General features: G+C 34.5%; 11 protein-coding genes, 1 pseudogene and 1 riboswitch. Of the genes and pseudogenes, 7 read left to right on the top strand and 5 right to left on the bottom strand.

Annotated features, from left to right (window positions below; all coding sequences use genetic code 11):
• The first annotated feature begins 156 nt into the window (after positions 1-156).
• The gene (gene desB / locus EUC40_RS23865; RefSeq protein ID WP_071710511.1) at positions 157-1,242 is read left to right on the top strand and encodes a Delta(10) desaturase DesB; all 1,086 of its coding nucleotides are present in this window, start codon (positions 157-159) and stop codon (positions 1,240-1,242) included.
• Between the two features lie 53 nt (positions 1,243-1,295).
• On the opposite strand, the gene EUC40_RS23860 is transcribed toward desB, so the two are convergent.
• The 4 genes from EUC40_RS23860 to EUC40_RS23845 form a co-directional block, all read right to left on the bottom strand.
• A complete protein-coding gene (locus tag EUC40_RS23860; protein ID WP_244322176.1) occupies positions 1,296-1,988 on the bottom strand; it encodes an amino acid ABC transporter permease in 693 nt (230 codons plus the stop codon).
• 93 nt (positions 1,989-2,081) lie between these two features.
• Entirely contained in the window at positions 2,082-2,876 is a 795-nt protein-coding gene (locus EUC40_RS23855) for an ABC transporter substrate-binding protein (protein WP_156576766.1), read from the bottom strand.
• Positions 2,877-2,995: 119 nt separating this feature from the next.
• Complete coding sequence (locus EUC40_RS23850; RefSeq protein WP_156576765.1) at positions 2,996-3,718, bottom strand: amino acid ABC transporter ATP-binding protein; 723 nt, start codon at positions 3,716-3,718, stop codon at positions 2,996-2,998.
• Between the two features lie 170 nt (positions 3,719-3,888).
• Positions 3,889-5,613 carry a methyl-accepting chemotaxis protein gene (locus EUC40_RS23845; protein WP_156576764.1) on the bottom strand — a complete coding sequence of 575 codons (1,725 nt, stop codon included), beginning with the start codon at positions 5,611-5,613 and terminating at the stop codon, positions 3,889-3,891.
• Positions 5,614-5,815: 202 nt separating this feature from the next.
• On the opposite strand from EUC40_RS23845, the pseudogene EUC40_RS27655 reads away from it, so the two are divergent.
• Together EUC40_RS27655 and EUC40_RS23840 are read left to right on the top strand one after the other, a co-directional pair.
• Positions 5,816-6,118, top strand: a pseudogene (locus EUC40_RS27655) (HAMP domain-containing protein); the annotation flags it as partial.
• 39 nt (positions 6,119-6,157) lie between these two features.
• Entirely contained in the window at positions 6,158-7,108 is a 951-nt protein-coding gene (locus EUC40_RS23840) for a methyl-accepting chemotaxis protein (protein ID WP_425278207.1), read from the top strand.
• Positions 7,109-7,139: 31 nt separating this feature from the next.
• Here the strand turns inward: EUC40_RS23840 and EUC40_RS23835 are convergent, their stop codons facing one another.
• A complete protein-coding gene (locus EUC40_RS23835; RefSeq protein ID WP_156576762.1) occupies positions 7,140-8,474 on the bottom strand; it encodes an FAD-binding oxidoreductase in 1,335 nt (444 codons plus the stop codon).
• 275 nt (positions 8,475-8,749) lie between these two features.
• Positions 8,750-8,841: riboswitch (cyclic di-GMP riboswitch) on the top strand.
• 163 nt (positions 8,842-9,004) lie between these two features.
• On the opposite strand from EUC40_RS23835, the gene EUC40_RS23830 reads away from it, so the two are divergent.
• The 4 genes from EUC40_RS23830 (at position 9,005) to EUC40_RS23815 (ending at position 17,397) form a co-directional block, all read left to right on the top strand.
• Positions 9,005-12,634: a SpaA isopeptide-forming pilin-related protein gene (locus tag EUC40_RS23830; protein ID WP_156576761.1), complete on the top strand. Its 3,630-nt coding sequence runs from the start codon at positions 9,005-9,007 to the stop codon at positions 12,632-12,634.
• Positions 12,635-12,681: 47 nt separating this feature from the next.
• On the top strand, positions 12,682-14,343 hold the full coding sequence (locus EUC40_RS23825) for a SpaH/EbpB family LPXTG-anchored major pilin (RefSeq protein WP_156576760.1): 1,662 nt from the start codon (positions 12,682-12,684) through the stop codon (positions 14,341-14,343).
• 92 nt (positions 14,344-14,435) lie between these two features.
• Positions 14,436-15,266 carry a class C sortase gene (locus EUC40_RS23820; RefSeq protein ID WP_000812330.1) on the top strand — a complete coding sequence of 277 codons (831 nt, stop codon included), beginning with the start codon at positions 14,436-14,438 and terminating at the stop codon, positions 15,264-15,266.
• Positions 15,267-15,732: 466 nt separating this feature from the next.
• The gene (locus tag EUC40_RS23815) at positions 15,733-17,397 is read left to right on the top strand and encodes a glycoside hydrolase family 13 protein (RefSeq protein WP_156576759.1); all 1,665 of its coding nucleotides are present in this window, start codon (positions 15,733-15,735) and stop codon (positions 17,395-17,397) included.
• Positions 17,398-17,564: the final 167 nt, after the last annotated feature.

Here is a 17,564-nt window from a genome sequence, read left to right as displayed (position 1 = left end):
TTTTTCATTGATAATAAAAGCGAAAAATAAGTGACGATAGAGTGAGTATATTTTCCTTATAATAGATGCTTTTTGATCATCTAGTAAAATCAATCTGGAAGCAAGAATTGATATATGTAAGTTGCGCAAGGCGCGGCAACAGAAAGGGGCAAAAGGATGAAGGAGCTTCATACGTTTGGGTGGTATGCAGCGCGTGTATCACCACATTTGCCGAAAAAAGCATTTAAACCAGTTCCTACTCGTTTATTTGGTGGACTGGCTTATTTACTTGTGGCATTGTCGGGATTAATAACGATTGGTGTATTTGAATTGAATGTGTGGGCAAATCTAGGAATTGCGATTGTTCTCGGATTATGTTTTGCTTCACTTGGATTTTTAGGGCATGAAATTTTACATGGAACAGTTGTAAGAAAGGCATGGCTTCGTGATTTCTTAGGTGCGATTGCATTTATGCCGTTATCAACTGGACCAAAACTTTGGAGAAAGTGGCATAACGCAACGCATCATGTTCATACACAGCATGAAGAGAATGATCCTGATGCATGGCCAACGCTTGAGAAGCTTAAAAAGAGTAAGTTTTTGAGTTGGGTATATCGCATGCCTCTACATGTACGTTCATTCTTTAGTTTTCTGTCACTAACAATTCAATTTACATTGCATTCGACTCGAATGTTCTTTCATTTTATAAAAGAATTTAAGTCATCCAATCAAAAATCTGTATGGCTTCAACTTCTTTTGCCTTGGACTGTTTGGATTAGTTTATTGTTTATTATGGGACCAGCAAAATGGTTATTTGCATATGTGATTCCGCTGTTAATTGCTAACTTTATTGTAATGGCATATATTGCAACGAATCATCGCTTAAATCCAATTGTTCCAGTAAACGATCCGTTAGCAAACTGTTTATCAGTAACAGTGCCGCGCTGGGTAGACGTTTTACATTTCAATTTCTCATATCATACAGAACATCATCTGTTCCCTGCTATGAGCTCTAAATACTATCCGTTAGTAAAAGAGAAAATTAAAGAAATGTGGCCGGAACGCTATCACGAAATGCCGATGACAAAAGCTTTGGCAGCACTATGGAATACACCACGTGTGTATTATCAAGGAAGTGAATTAGTTGATCCGCATAGAGAGCATTTCTATGGCTCTTTAGGAAATGGATTAGACCCTCATAATATTTCATATCGTGAGGATCATATAGAGGAAAAAGAGAGTATTAAAAAAGTAAATCAGTAAAAGTTGATATATTTTTGCAGTGAAAAAGCAAGCCATCTCAGGCTTGCTTTTTCTTATAAAGAAACTTCTTTTTTGTTCTTTGCACTAACTTGGACTGAATTTGTTTCTTTTCTTTGTAGTCGTTTCTCTAAAAGATTAACAAAGTAAGTAAATAGAAGAACAAGTACGAGATAGTATAAACCAACGATTATATATGTATCTAATTGTTGGAAGTTACCGGCAGCAATTGATAAACCTGATCCCCATAATTCGGATAGTCCTACGTAAGCAACGAGTGAAGAATCTTTCAATCCGATAATAAATTGATTACCAAGAGGAGGGAGAGATAGACGAAATGCTTGTGGTAATATAATTCGGCGCATAGCTAAAGGATAAGGCATACCTAAAGAGCGAGCAGCTTCCAATTGTCCCCGGTCGACGGATTGAATGGATCCACGGAAAATTTCAGTAATATATGCACCGTTATGGATTGCTAAAGCAATTGCTCCTGCCCAAAAAGGGGTGAAAACAATAACAGATGTAATACCGAAATAGAGAATTGCGATTTGAACAATTAAAGGTGTACCACGAATAATGGCGATATATACATGAGCAATGCTATTTAGAATTTTATTGTTAGAGATTCGAAAGAAAGCGAATAGTAATCCGATTAATGAACCGAGTACTAGGGAGGTTAATGTTAATTGTAATGTGATAACAGTAGCCTTTAAGAGTGTAGGATAGGTAGAGATAAAAATTTCATACATGTGTATCACCTCATATTGTATGGATTTTAGTCGGGAATGAAATGCCCCACGTGCAAGGTGGGGCACAATTTATGAAAACTTTGAAGAGCTAATCTACTTCGTTTTTGCTTCTTCTCCAAGAATGTTACGACCGAACCATTTTTTACTGATCTTTTCATACGTACCATCTTTAATAATTTCATCTAAAGCCTTATTTACTTTTTCAACCATTTCTTTATCATCTTTGCGAATAGCAATTCCCATCTCATCAAGATTTAATGGTTTTCCAGCTTCTTTAATATTAGATTTCCCTTCTTTTATCATACGTAGGCCGACCATTTGATCGGTAATTACCGCATCAACACGCCCAGGTTCTAAGTCCATAAGAGCAGTAATATCACTATCGTATTCTGTAATTTTATCTGTATATTTTGCGACAAGATCTTTAAAGGTACTAGCTTTCACAACACCAATTTTTTTATCTTTTAAGTCTTCTGGAGAAGAAATGGATGTATTCTTTTTCGCTACAAAGATTTGGGCACCAGAGCGATAATAAGGGTTTGAGAAATTAACAGCTTTTAAGCGTTCTTCTGTAATGGCCATACTGCCTAGTATTACATCATATTTCTTTGCCTGGAGACCTTGAATTAGTGTTTCCCATGGATTTGTAATAGGAACGGGTTTCATATTCATTTTTTTAGCAAGCGCCGCACCGATTTCCACATCAAATCCGGCAAGTTTCCCATCATTTTCTTTATAATTAAAAGGCTTGTATAAGCCACTCATAGCATAACGAAATTCTTTTTCACCGCTTGATGAAGTAGTGGCGCTGTCCTTACTACAGGCCCCTAGTATGAAGGATGTACATAATGTAATGCTCGCAACAATGGTTAATAATTTTCTTTTCATAAAACCCCTCCTAAATATTGATCATACGGATGGTTTTAAATGTTATTGAGATGCTTTATTTGGACAATTATTTGTACGCCGTATGAATGTATTTCTTTACGTTTGAAATAGAAGTTACATTATAAAACGTTACGTAAAAATTGTTTGGCTCTTTCATGTGATGGAGCTGAGAAGAATTGCTCAGGCGGAGCATCCTCTACAATTTTCCCATCATCCATAAAGATGACGCGATCAGCTACATCTCTTGCAAAATTCATTTCATGTGTAACAATAACCATCGTCATTCCTTCTTCGGCAAGTTCTTTCATAACTTGCAATACTTCTCCAACAAGTTCAGGATCTAAAGCTGAGGTAGGTTCATCAAATAGCATAATTTTAGGATTCATAGCAAGAGCCCTTGCAATCGCAATACGTTGTTTTTGGCCGCCTGAAAGGAGGTGAGGAGTTACATCCGCCTTATCTTGTAGGCCAACCTTTTGCAAAAGCTGATTTCCGATTTCCTTTGCATTTGCTGCTTCCAATTTTTTTACGTGAATAGGTGCTTCTATGATGTTTTCTAGTGAGGTCATATGAGGAAAGAGGTTAAAGTGCTGAAAAACCATACCGACATTTTCACGTACTTTGTTTAAATTTGAATGCTTTGGATCAATTCGCTTACCTTGTAAGTGAATTTCACCTTCATCGTACATTTCTAAAAAATTAAGACAGCGAAGTAATGTACTTTTTCCAGAACCACTGGCGCCAATTAAAACAACAACTTCTTTTTCTTTTACTTCTAAATCAATTCCTTTTAAAACATCCAGTGAGCCAAATGATTTTATTAGATTTCGAACTTGAATCATACAAAACCCCCAGTCAAAAATATATTTTACAAATGTTGCCCCTTATTTCTGTTATTAGTCATAAATTGTCAGAATCCTTTATTTTTTTCATGGTTCAGTTATTACATAAGGAAATCTTAATGTATAATTTAAATAGAGAAACCACCTAATTTAGGTGGTTTCTCACTTACTTATAAATTTTTAATTTTAAATTGAGATGCAAATGTTTCTAATTCTTCAACAAGTTTTTGCATTTGAAGAGACATATTTGTAATTTCTTGTATTGATATAGATTGGGTTTGTGAAGAATTGGATGTATACTCAGTTTCTGAAACTATATTTTGCGAAATAGAAGAAATATTAATAAGAGCGCTATTTATTTCTTCAGAGCTTGCAGACATTTCTTCTGCACTTGCTGTTATATCCTGTATTTGATTTGTAACTTCAGTAATGTGATCTACAATATCATGGAATGTTAACTTTGTATTTTGAATGGCATGAATTCCTTCTTGAATTTCTTTTTGTCCTTTCCCCATCACGTTGACTACATTTTTTGAATCATCTTGTACGAGTAAGTTTAATTTTGTAATATCTTTAGCTGCTTGTTTTGATTGTTCAGCAAGCTTACGAACCTCTTCTGCTACAACTGCAAATCCTTTTCCATGTTCTCCAGCGCGAGCGGACTCAATTGCAGCGTTTAAAGATAATAGATTTGTTTGTTCAGAAATATAGGTTATAGTTTGCAGTGCGCTATCAATTTCTTGTGTGCGAACAACTAATTGATCTACTACTGTATATATTTCATCCATGACAGTGTGGATAGTTGTCATTTGCGAAATGGACTTTTCAATGGTTTCATTCCCTATAGTTGCTTTATCGGAAGTAGAAATAGCTAAGTTTGAAATCGTTGTAGAAGATTCAGCAATGCTTTGCACTCCATTTGCTATTTCATCCATTGCTGTAGAACTATCTTTAATGTTTGCTGACTGATCATTAATATGGTAAGACAGTTGTTTCATTGTATTTGCAATGGTATCCATAGTGGAAGAGGAAACGGTTGTTGTTTCAACAATGTGGTTTGTAGAGTCTTTTACTTTTGCACTTGTTTGAATCACATTGTTAATAATTTGCTGCAAATTTAATATCATTTGATCAAAACTATTAAACATATGACCGAATTCATGATGATATTGTTTTGGTACAGCAACGGTTAAATCGCCCTTTCCAGCTGTATTCATTATGTTCCGTAATGAATTGATTGGATTGATAATAGATTTAGCAGTAAATAAGGAGATAAGAATGCAAAGAACTAAACATGCAATGAATAAAATAATTGTTACGCTTATCACTTGTTTATAAGAATGTTCGCTGTCGTTATACAAACTTTCAGCTAACTTTTCGTTATAATCACTAAGTTTTTTTAAAGCGTCTACTGTAGCCGATAAATTAGGTTCAACTGTAGTTAGGTAAAATGAATACGCCTGATTAAGTTTATTCTCTTTAATGAGATCAAGCATTTGAGCACGATGCTTTTCATAGTTTTCTAGTTTTTCTTTATATTGGTTGAGGAGTTTTTTTTCTTCGCCTGTTATGTATGTATTTTCGTATTGGGCTTGTAATTTTCCGGTTTCTTTATTTGTTTCATTTAATTTATTTAAAATTGTAGTACGTCGATTTTCATCTTCAGTAATAATGAGTTCCTTTACATAACTAAACTCTTGGTACATGCTACTCTGAATAGAACCTAGCCATTTAATAGGTAGTAGACGATCCACATATACTGTTTGAAGTTGTTTGTGCATTTGTTGTAAATTTATATAATTTACAACGCTAATAATTAATATGGAAAAAATCGGTACTGCTACTAACAATATTAATCTGTTTATAACGTTTAAACGATTTAAAGCTTTTAACATAGAATCACCTAACCTTAAATTATTTAGTTGAATATATAATGGCATCCAAATAGAAGTATACATTATTTTCGTTTTATATATAGAAAAAATAATGTAATTAATATGTAAACAAAAAATAAAAAATCTATATATCTTTCTATAAGGAAAATATGGATAATGATATATAGATAGTATGTATATTACTTATGAGGAGGAATGAGAAATGGAAAAGGAGAAGAAAACTTTTTCCTTTGGCTTACGTACACAACTTATGCTATTTACTACAGTTTTAGCTTTTATTACATATTCAACAAGTATATTTTTTATTTACGTGATATACGATTATTTTCAAAGTTATGTAAGTCAAACTGTTTATAATATTATCGTTATGTTATTAGGTGTAGTATGGTCTGGAATTTTAGCGTATGGAGCAGCAATCTTTTTAATTAAACCACTTCGAAAATTAGAGGAGGCTGCAAGGAAGGCGGCTGATGGGGATATTCGTGAAGATGTCCCGTTGCCAAAAACAGATGATGAGATTAAATCTTTAAGTGTTGCATTTAATATGATGCTAGGGAACTTAAGGGGTATGGTAAAAAATATTGATACTACATTTTCGTATACAAATAATCAAGTTCAGCAAATTAGAAAGCAAACAGGGGAAGCGACAAAACAAGCTCGAGGTGTTTCTGAAACTCTTGCAGAGATTTCTTCTGGCGCTGAGCAATCAGCAGCTTCAATTCAGGCAATTGTGTCTGCTGTTGATACAACAACTTCTATTGCTAGTGAAGTAGAAGAAAAAGCAAAACAGTCTGATGAGTTGTCTTTAGAAATGGTTCAAGCTTTAGGGCAAAGTACACGTGTCTTTACTTCTTTAATTCAAGGTATTCAAACATTGGCAAAAGAAAACGAAGATTCGATGCAAAATGTACAAAAATTAGAAGAACGAATGAAACAAGTAGAACATATTGTTTCTGTTGTGAGTGAGATTGCTAGTCAAACGAATTTATTAGCACTGAATGCTTCTATTGAGGCAGCTCGTGCTGGAGAGCATGGAAGGGGCTTTGCAGTTGTAGCTGAAGAAGTACGTAAACTTGCTGATGAAAGCGATCATTCTGCAAGAAATATATCGCAGTTATTGCGGAATATGCAAGAGGAAGTGCAACAAGTCGCATTGAAAATGACAGAGCAAGTGAAAACAGCTAAAGAAGAGGCGAAACGCGGGGCGGCTACCGAATTAATTTTAAAAGAAATGTCATCAAGTATTATGGAAGTTGCAGATGCAACCAAGCAAATTAGTGGCTATATGAACGAACAAGTGAGTCACATTCATCAAACAGGAGCGCAGACGAAGGCTGTAGCAGCAATTGCTGAAGAAACATCGGCAGGTTCGCAAGAAGTAGCACGTGTGACACTGCAACAATCTAAAAATATGGTAGTAATCAATCAATTGTTAAAGGATTTAGAGAAGCAAGCAACAGACTTAAAACAAACAATTGAACGATTTTTAATGTGAAAAGGAAGAACAGTATTTTGTTCTTCCTTTTTTACGTATGAAAGGGTGGGATACTTTGTTGAAAACGAAAAACATTGCAAGGGTCATATATGGTTTTCACTTTACGCAATCTTTGAAAGTTAGGGCCATAATAACTAGTTTGCCAATTTTTAATGTCGATATCGGGCCAATTGACATAGTCACCTAGTGTATAAGGATCTAAGCTTTCTCGTAAATCTTTAACCCAGCGTATATTTCGATTTTCTTCATCATCACATTTCCAAGAGGTAATGTATTCTTGAGCAATAATTGCTTTACGATGGAAATAAGCTGTTTCATTCGGCGAAATATTTTCAACAGCACCTATGAGCGATTGATGCCAAATACTAGCATCTTTATTTGGTGCATGAGAAAGAAAGTATTGCATGATTTGAATGCCTTTAAGGGGAATAGGTTTATAGACATAGGAACCAGAGCGCTTGAAATTTTCAGGGATGTTACCGCCATTAAAAAATTCGACAGCCTTTATATAAGGAACTTCTTCTATAAAGAGAGAGGGGCTACCAGTTTCAAGAAGAGGGGATAATAGGGAATGGAGTTCAGAGGGAGAACCGACAAACTCGCCTTGTGCTTCAATTTTATTTCGTTGCTTGGCGAATAATTCGATCGATGAAGTGAGACGTTCATCTATATAAGGTGCCCAGTTTTGCCACGCTTGAAATGCAGCGATAAAATCTTCCCATTCCCATGTAATGGAGAAGATTGATACATTTTTTATAGGGTGTACTCGAAAAGTTAAAGAAGTAATAATTCCGAAGTTTCCACCACCACCACCGCGGCATGCCCAAAACAAGTTATGGTTTTCATGTTCGCTTGCACGAATGATTTTTGCTCCAAATTTACCACATGCTTGTACCATTTCAACTTCTATTAATTGGTCGCATGTTAATCCAAATAAGCGTGAAAGCATACCGATGCCACCGCCAAGTGCTAATCCAACAATTCCAACGCTTGCGCTTGTACCAGCTGGTATTGTCACACCGTAATTCCAAAGCTCTTTATAAACAGTGCCGAGGTTTGCACCAGCTTCAATTGTTGCTGTTAATTTATCTGTATTAACAGTAATGCGATGCATTTCACTTACGTCAATAATAAGTCCTCTATTTAAAAGAGAAAAATTTTCATAGCTATGACGTCCGCTTCTTAAGCGAAATGGTACATGACGTTCGCGTGCCCATTTTAAGGCGTTACACACATCATTTTTATTTTGGCAAAAAACAATAATACAAGGGAGTTTTGGAATACTTAAATTTAAATTCATTCGGGCTACGTCATAGTCAGGATCTGAAGGAACAACGATACGACCTGTTAATTTTGTCTGCTTCATAGTATAGCTCCTTTTTTTATATAAGATTGTTTGTACTATAATATATATATGGAAAAAATATTTAAGGGTGTTTGAATTGTATGTTAAGTGTAATATAAAAGAGATAGAGTAATAATGTACATGTAGCATAGCTTTAGACTATGAAGGAACAGTGCTATTTTAAATTTTAGAAGTAAGATGTATGGTGGTTTATTAAAAGTTTTTTTGAAAATTATTATGTGAAATAAAACAATATAGTAGATAAATTGTCATTTTTTTTATAGAATAGTAACATTGGAATATCTTGGCACACTATTTGAAAGAATAGGTCGCAAAGCTTTGAGTCTAAGGTAATGAATCTTATTACTAGGATTGTCGGGTTGCAAATACAATTTGCAACCCGACAATCCTTTTTTATTTGCCCAATTATCAGATAATAAGATGTTTGTTTTAAGATGGCCCATTTTATTGTTCTTAGGCTGAAGGCGGATGGTATTCGAAGAAATAGCCAATCTCTTTGTTGTTAAGGAGATTAATAGAGAGGTGTGAGTATGAAGAGTAAACAGATTAGTATATTTGTCATTTGTTTAATGGTAATGCAAATTATTGTACAGCCATTTATACATATTGTAGCAGCAGAAACATATGACAAAGAAGCAAATGTCAGCTTAAAGCTTTCGGTTGAGGGCGGAGATGGTTCGCAAAAAAATGTAGATAAAGATTTTGTATATCAACTTGATTTAAGTACATTTGGATTAGAAGGTGGGCATAAAGATGCAAAAATTGTTGTTAAACTACCACCTGAAGTCGAGTACGTAAGACACGGGAAAATTAGTGGTACGGATGCAGTATACGATAAAGAAACGCATTCAGTTATTTATACTTTTAAAGAGCCCCTTCCCAATGGAGATTCTAAAGCAGTCCCTATTACAGTGAAGTTTCCTAAAGGAACAAAAAATGGAACGAAAGCTACAGCTGTAGCGGATTTTGTATCTGATCAAGGAGGCAAAACTTCTAATGAAGTAACGGTTGTAGCGTATGAAAAAGAAGTACCACCTGAACCACCTAAGAAACCAGAGTGGGAAATGCGTAAAACTCCTAATAAGTGGACGATTAAGCCAGGAGAAGAAGTCGAGTACACGATTCGTGCTCAACATGTTAGTGGACCTACTACACTTGATTCGCTTTCAATAAAAGATCTACTACCGAAAGAAGCCCAGTTTATATCAGCTAGTGATAATGGGAAATATGATGCGAATTCACATACAGTCGTATGGGATTTGAAAAATGTAGAAGGCGAGAAAGTTGTTAAAGTTAAGGTTAAATTCCCAGAGGAAAATTTTGGTGAGGATCAAAATCAACAAGTTCTAAATAGAGTTGAGGCAAAACTAAAGCCAAAAGGGGAAGAGGAATTAACAAAACAAACACATGCGTATATTGAAATATCAAATAAAAAACCTCCTGTTATTCCTCCTGAGCAAGCTTTTTCAGAGCTGAGAAAGACTGCCTCAAAGTCTGAGTACAGTAAAGAAGAAGAAATTGCTTTTACACTATCTAACATTCAAAATCAATATTCTAAGGAAATTGATAATTTTGTGCTTCAAGATGACCGTTTTGATGAACAACTTCATTTTACGAGAATGCATACAGGTGCATTTTCAGGTGTAAGTGAATATAAGATTTTATACAAAACGAAGAATAATCCAGAGTGGAAAGAATGGAAAGTGATTCGTGGTAATACGAACGGAGAATGGTTAGAGGTTTCTTCTTTATCATTATTTGAAGGTGATAAAGTAACCGGAATTCGATATGAATTTGGTAAAGTGCCTGCAGATTTTAAAATGAGTTATGGCGCATGGTTAATGTTTAAAGTGGATGATCCGAACTTTAAAGAAGGTATTTTGAAAAATACCGCACACATTTCATATGATATTGATGGAAAAAACTATATAAAAGAAGCGACAGCACAAGTAAAAGTAAAAGAAAATCCTGAAGCAAAGGTTACTTTTAAGAAAAAGGCGTTAACAAAGCCTGGAGAAAAGTATATCAAGGGAGAAGAAGTAGAATTTGAATTAACTGGTAAAGTTGATTGGAGTTCTACACCTTTAAAACAACCAATAATCGTAGATTGGTTACCAAAGGGGTTAGAATATGTTCCAGGTTCGGAGACATTTGCTGTCGTTAAAGATGAATGGGATAGAAAACCTTATGATGCAAAAAAAGTAAAGGTGGAAACGATTCCGAACTATAAAGAAAAAGGAAGAACCCTTTTACGATGGACTTTCCCTGAATTAGATGTTTCACCGAGAGACGCTGTGACTGTTAAGTTTAAAGTAAAGGTTAATAACTTCGCGATGGCAGGCAAGTACTATAATAAGGCGGGCTTAATGTCTAATGTCTCAACAATAGTATCTGCAGACAAGTGGGGACAACCAACAGGAAAAGATGAAAATGATCTTGATGGTGATGATGATATAAATGACCCAATTATTGAAAGTCAAGATGCTGTTGAGATTGAAGAAGAGCAATCTTTAAAATCAATTAAATATGTAAAAGGTGAATTAGACGATAGCTGGAAAGGTTCACCAGAATTAGCAACAACAGTACCAGGTGGAGAAGTGAAATATCGCTTGAAAATTGAAAATGGTGGGACCGTAGCTGTTAGGAATGGTGTCTTAATTGATATATTCCCTGCGGAGGGTGACCAGTCAGTTTTACAAACGAAGAACCATTCACAAGAGCGTGGTAGCAAATGGACCCCATACTTAACATCACCAATCCAACTTACTGACGGTGATTTCATTAAGATTTATTATACGACTGTTTCAAAACCTAAGCGTGATGATTTAATTCAAGGAAATGATGCTTTTGTGAATCCAGATGGTGCAAATGATCCGAATTGGTCTTTAGAGCCACCGGCGGATTTAACAAAAGTAACGGCAGTTAAATTTGAATTTGATAAGAATAAGCTTGTATATCCAGGCGAAGCAGCGACACTAGAATGGTCAATGCGTGCACCTGTTGATATGGATGCTTCGGCAGGAATTGCATGGAATTCCTTTGGATACAGTGCGATAAATGATGTAACAGGAAATTGGATTCAACCAGCAGAGCCAAACCGAGTGGGTGTACAATTACAAGCTTCGAAAAAGAGCTCATTAGGAGATTACGTCTGGCTAGATAAAAACAAAGATGGTATTCAAAACGACGGAAACACTGGCGTGAATGGTGTAGTCGTAGAGCTATTAGATAAAGATGGAAAAGTTATTAGTATGACGAGAACTGGTAATGACAAAAAAGGAAATCCTGGTTATTACAAGTTTGTAAATTTAGATCCGGGTGAATACCAAGTGAGATTTAAGTTGCCAGATGGTTACAAATGGACAAATAAAAACGTTGGTAACGATGAAAGAATTGATTCGAATGTTGATAAAGATGGATATTCAGAAATAATCAAACTTGGTGAAGATGAACATAATATGACAATCGATGCTGGACTAGTTGAAGATATAGTTGGTGCTGGAGAGTTAGAAGTTACGAAAGTAGAAAAAGGCAGCAACATTCCATTAAAAGGTGCTGTTTTCGAAGTCCGAGATAAAGATAATCATGTCATTCAAACAATTACATCAGGTGAAGATGGAAAAGCTAAGGCAATAGATTTACCAATTGGTGAATATAAGCTAGTTGAAGTCGAAGCTCCAGAAGGTTATAAACTAGATAATAAATCATACGACTTTGAAATAACGAAAGACACAAAAACGCCGATAGAGAAGACCGTTGAAAATGAATTGCTAGAAAAAGGTGTAATTGAAATTACGAAGGTCGATGCTACAGATGTCAATCTGAAATTAAAAAATGCTGTGTTTCAGATTTTAGACAAAGATGGTAAAGAGATTGGGAAATTAACAACAGATGAAAATGGTAACGCAGTTTCCAATCCATTACTGTTCGGAAAATATACAATTAAAGAAGTACAAGCCCCAGATGGCTATATGCTTTTGAAAGAGCCAATTACAGTAGAAGTTGGATCATCAGTACACAAAATAACAATAGAAAATCAAAAGAGTCAGTGGGAAATCCCGAAAACGGGAGGTATAGGGACAGGCATTTTCTATTCCATCGGTGGGATTTTAATGTTACTAGTTGTGTTCTTATATGTTCGAAATAAAAGGAATAAGTAATAGAGTTTTAAATTGAAAAATTTATAGAGATAGTGAGGAAGAATAATATGAAAAAGATTTTCAGTATGCTTTTAATTTTGGCATTAACGTTTTCTATGTTGCCTAGTATGTTTGTGAGTGCAGCATCAAAAAATACAGGTTCTTTAACCATTCATAAGTACGCACAAGAAAAAAATGGGGAGCCAGGTGTAGAAGGTGATGGTTCTGCGAATCAAACTTTACCTGAAAAGGTTAGTCCATTAAAAGGTGTAACATTTGAAATTAAGCAAATTGCGTCATTCGAAAAGATTTCAAATGATGGAAAGATTGTAAAGGAAAATGTAAAGCCTGTAACAAACGCAGAATCAATCAAAATGACAACAACTGATAAAGGTGAGGCAGTATTTACAAATTTATCGTTAGGACGTTATGAAGTAAAAGAAGTTGCTGGACCAGAGCATGTTAACTTAAATCCACATACGTATACAGTTGACATTCCAATGACAAGTAAAACGGGCGATGTGCTAAACTACGATGTTCACATGTATCCAAAGAATGAAATCAAACGTGGAGCAGTAGAATTAACAAAAATAGGTGCAAAAGATAAAGTACTTTCAGGTGTAGAATTCTCTTTATATACAGAGGATGGTAAAGTAGTTAAAGAAAAATTAGTAACAGGTACAGATGGTAAAATTCGTGTAGAAGGTTTAGAGTATGGTAAGTATTATTTCCAAGAGAAAGAAGCACCAAAAGGTTATGTTAAAGATCTAACAAAACATGAATTCTCAATTACTGAGTCAGGTACTCTTAATGAAGATGGTTCAATTACATCTGGTAAAGTAGAGACTGTGGAAGTAAAGAACTATGAAGAGCCAACGATTGATAAAAAGATTAATAAGGATCTAGAGTTCTTACCGATTAATACACAAACAGATTATAACTATGATATTAAAACATTAATTCCAGAAGATATTAAAGACTATAAACAGTATGTTGTAACAGATACGTTAGATAATCGATTAGTAATTCAAGGAAAACCAGTTGTGTACATCGATGGTGTAGAAGTAGATTCAAGTGTGGTAGAAGTAGTTGTAGAAGGTCAAAAAGTAACAGCGACTGTGAAAGATTTTTCAAAATTAAATGGGAAAAAAGAGTTGCATTTACAAATTAAATCACAGATTAAAGAAGACGTAGCAGCTGGAACGAAAATTCCAAATACAGCAACAATCAATTTTGAAAATAATAATAATGTAAAAGATCAAAAAGAATCTAAGCCGGTAATTGTTGTCCCAACTGCTGGTAGCATTGAGTTGACGAAAGTTGATGGTGCTGATAATAAGAAATTACAAGGTGCAGAATTCGAATTACAAGATAAAAAAGGTAATGTGGTAGTAGTAGGAAAGCAAGAAGTAAAAGGTGTATCTGATGAAAATGGTATTATCACATGGAATAACCTCCCATACGGAGACTATCAAGTAGTTGAAACGAAAGCACCAACTTATGAAAAAGAAGATGGTACAAAAGCTTCTTATCAAAAATTAAGAGATCCAATTCATGTAACAATTAATGCGGAGCAAAAAAAGATTGAATTAGAAGTAAAGAATAATAAAAGTGGCTGGGTACTCCCTTCAACAGGTGGTATAGGAACAATGCTATTTACTGTAGTAGGTCTTGTGTTGATGGCTGTAGCAGCATTTGTTTTCTTCAGAAGAAATACAGCGAAAAATTAAGGTTTTAGAAAATGATAATGATATAGCATAAAAAGAGGAGAAGCGAATAGCTTTCCTCTTTTTAATATTTTTAAATACTTAAAGGGGGTACTATGAAACAAAATATCTTTTTTGGATGCATTTTTTTATTAGGACTAGGTATATTTTTGTATCCAACTGTAAGCGATTGGTTCGCGACAAGAACACATTATTCTCAAGTTAGTTCCTATGATAAAGCTGTAAAGTCCCTTCAAAAGAAAGAGCTCGAACGTCGAGAAAAAGAGGCGGATGAGCATAATAAGCAAGTTCAAAACTCTGGGCAAACATTTTCAGATCCATTTGCTGAACAACAAAAAGATAATCAAAATTCTTATGCAGATGCTTTAAATCTAGGCGATACAATGGGGTATATTGAGATACCTCAGATTAATGTGAAGCTTCCAATCTATCAAGGGACTTCAGAGGCAGTTTTGAGTCGCGGTGTAGGTCATTTAGATAAATCCTCATTGCCAGTAGGTGGAACAAGCACACACACCGTTTTAACGGGGCATCGAGGTTTGCCTTCTGCAGTATTATTTACTGATTTAGATAAAATGAAGGAATCGGATATTTTTTATATTCATTCATTAGATAAGGTCCTTGCTTATAAAGTAGATCAAATTAAAGTTGTGTTGCCGCATGAAGTAGATGATTTATTAATTGTGGAAAATAAGGATTACGCTACTTTAATTACATGTACTCCCTATGGTGTGAATACACATCGTTTGTTAATTAGAGGACATCGAATTCCTTATGAAGAAAAAGAAAAAGAAATGATTTCAAAACCATCTACGTCCAAAGATTGGATGGTAGCTGTTCCAATCTTTATTTTAGTTGTACCTTTACTTTCTGTTTACATGAGAAGAAGAAAGAGGAAAAAAGACGAAGCAGGGAAACTACGCTAAAATATATAGGTAATAAAAGGAATTGTTTGGAGAAGGAAGTTGAAATGCTCCCCCTTATAAGGGTATTAAAAAATAATGTAATCTTAAGACGGTGATCTCTGTATGAAAATAGGGATCACCTTTTTTAATACCTTCATATTTGGAATCATTTCATGTGACAAGTGAAAATTTTACATTAATAGATATTGATACTACTACATCAAAATTTAGTGAAACAAAGAAGATAAGTGGAAGATGCACAATAATCATGGTCTTATTTTATATTAAAGGAAGTAAGCTAATCAGATCTGGCAATAATAAAACTTCTGCAATAACAATGAAATAGGGGATGATTTCGTAATGGAATGTAGATATTTAATAGTAGTGTAAAAAATTCTCGTTGCAAACTCTCCATATTTTGTTATGATAGTGTTACGAAAACGTTTGCATAAAAATTTCCGATGGGATGCAAAAGGAGAGAATGACTATGAATAAGACATGGTGGAAAGAAGCGGTTGCTTATCAAATTTATCCACGTAGCTTTATGGATTCAAATGGTGATGGTATTGGAGATTTACAAGGTATTATTGCAAAACTGGATTATTTAAAAGATTTAGGTATAGATGTAATTTGGATTTGTCCAATGTATAAGTCACCTAATGATGATAATGGTTATGACATTAGTGATTATCAAGATATCATGGATGAGTTTGGTACGATGGAAGACTTTGATGCTTTACTAGATGAAGTTCATAAACGTGATATGAAGCTTATTATTGATTTAGTTATTAATCATACAAGTGATGAACATCCATGGTTTATTGAGTCTCGTTCATCTAAGGACAATCCGAAGCGTGATTGGTATATTTGGCATGATGGTAAAGATGGTGCGGAACCAAACAACTGGGAAAGTATTTTTAATGGTTCGGCATGGGAATATGATGAAGTAACAGGACAATATTACTTACACTTATTCTCGCGTAAACAACCAGATTTAAACTGGGAGAATAAAGAAGTTCGCGAAGTTTTATACGATACAGTTAATTGGTGGCTTGATAAAGGAATTGATGGTTTCCGTGTGGATGCAATCAGCCATATTAAAAAAGAAGATGGCTTTAAAGATATGCCAAATCCAAAAGAACTAAAGTATGTGCCATCTTTTGATAAACATATGAATGTGGATGGCATTCAACCTTTATTAGAAGAGTTAAAAGAAAATACATTTTCTAAGTACGATATTATGACTGTTGGTGAAGCGAATGGCGTTAAGATTGAAGATGCTGAGCTTTGGGTTGGAGAAGAGCAAGGTAAGTTCAACATGGTATTCCAATTCGAACATTTAAGCTTATGGGATGCAGAAAAGAAGAAAGATCTTGATGTTGTAGGGTTGAAAAAGGTATTAACGAAATGGCAAAAAGGGTTAGAAAATAAAGGATGGAATGCTTTATATATTGAGAATCATGATAAGCCACGTATCGTTTCAACTTGGGGAGATGATAAACAATATTGGCGTGAAAGTGCAACAGCTCTTGGAGCAATGTATTTCTTTATGCACGGTACACCGTTTATTTATCAAGGACAAGAAATTGGGATGACAAATGTTCAATTCCAAAATATTGAAGATTACGATGATGTAGCAATTAAAAATTTATATCGCGAGAAAATTGCAGAGGGTGTATCCCATCAAGATATGATGGAAATTATATGGGCTTCTTGCCGCGATAATTCACGTACACCTATGCAGTGGAGCGATGAGATGAATGCTGGATTCACAACAAGTGCACCTTGGTTTGGTATGAATCCAAACTACAAAGAAATTAATGTTGAAAAGCAAAAGAATGAAGAGAACTCTATTTTCAATTTCTATAAGAAAATGATTTCCTTGAAAAAAGAACACGATGTACTGAATTACGGTACGTACGATTTACTTTTAGAAGATGATCCGCAAATTTATGCATATACTCGTACATTAAACGATGAAAAAATCATTGTAATTAGTAATATCTCAAAAGAGGAAGCTGTATATAATGAGGGTTCATTCGGACTAGAACGCAAACGTTTGCTTTTAAATAACTATGAAGTTGCGGAACATGAACAAGTAACTGCAATCACGTTAAAACCTTATGAAACAAGGGTTTATCGCATTTCATAATAAAAAAGGATGCTCTTAGAGCATCTTTTTTTATGAAAAAAAATAAATTTCTATTGCAAAGTGAAAACGCTTTTATTAAAATAGATTTATGAAAACGGTTGCGTAAAGATAAAAAAGTAACATGAGGAATCGTTTTCATAAAGGAAACAGAAATTATAATTTAAATC

Origin of the sequence: Bacillus luti (assembly GCF_009739945.1) — a bacterium.
Classification (GTDB): Bacteria; Bacillota; Bacilli; order Bacillales; family Bacillaceae_G; genus Bacillus_A; species Bacillus_A luti.
The sequence above is the reverse complement of the archived record's forward strand: the minus strand, read 5'-3'. Positions and strand labels throughout refer to the sequence as shown.

What these genes read in the sequence shown, in the direction of transcription:
- EUC40_RS23845 (WP_156576764.1), bottom strand. Translation starts at nt 5,613, where the DNA reads ATGTTAAAAGCTTTAAATCGTTTAAACGTTATAAACAGATTAATATTG.
- EUC40_RS23835 (WP_156576762.1), bottom strand. Translation starts at nt 8,474, where the DNA reads ATGAAGCAGACAAAATTAACAGGTCGTATCGTTGTTCCTTCAGATCCT.
- EUC40_RS23840 (WP_425278207.1), top strand. Translation starts at nt 6,158, where the DNA reads ATGATGCTAGGGAACTTAAGGGGTATGGTAAAAAATATTGATACTACA.
- EUC40_RS23825 (WP_156576760.1), top strand. Translation starts at nt 12,682, where the DNA reads ATGAAAAAGATTTTCAGTATGCTTTTAATTTTGGCATTAACGTTTTCT.
- EUC40_RS23860 (WP_244322176.1), bottom strand. Translation starts at nt 1,988, where the DNA reads ATGTATGAAATTTTTATCTCTACCTATCCTACACTCTTAAAGGCTACT.
- desB (WP_071710511.1), top strand. Translation starts at nt 157, where the DNA reads ATGAAGGAGCTTCATACGTTTGGGTGGTATGCAGCGCGTGTATCACCA.
- EUC40_RS23815 (WP_156576759.1), top strand. Translation starts at nt 15,733, where the DNA reads ATGAATAAGACATGGTGGAAAGAAGCGGTTGCTTATCAAATTTATCCA.
- EUC40_RS23830 (WP_156576761.1), top strand. Translation starts at nt 9,005, where the DNA reads ATGAAGAGTAAACAGATTAGTATATTTGTCATTTGTTTAATGGTAATG.
- EUC40_RS23820 (WP_000812330.1), top strand. Translation starts at nt 14,436, where the DNA reads ATGAAACAAAATATCTTTTTTGGATGCATTTTTTTATTAGGACTAGGT.
- EUC40_RS23850 (WP_156576765.1), bottom strand. Translation starts at nt 3,718, where the DNA reads ATGATTCAAGTTCGAAATCTAATAAAATCATTTGGCTCACTGGATGTT.
- EUC40_RS23855 (WP_156576766.1), bottom strand. Translation starts at nt 2,876, where the DNA reads ATGAAAAGAAAATTATTAACCATTGTTGCGAGCATTACATTATGTACA.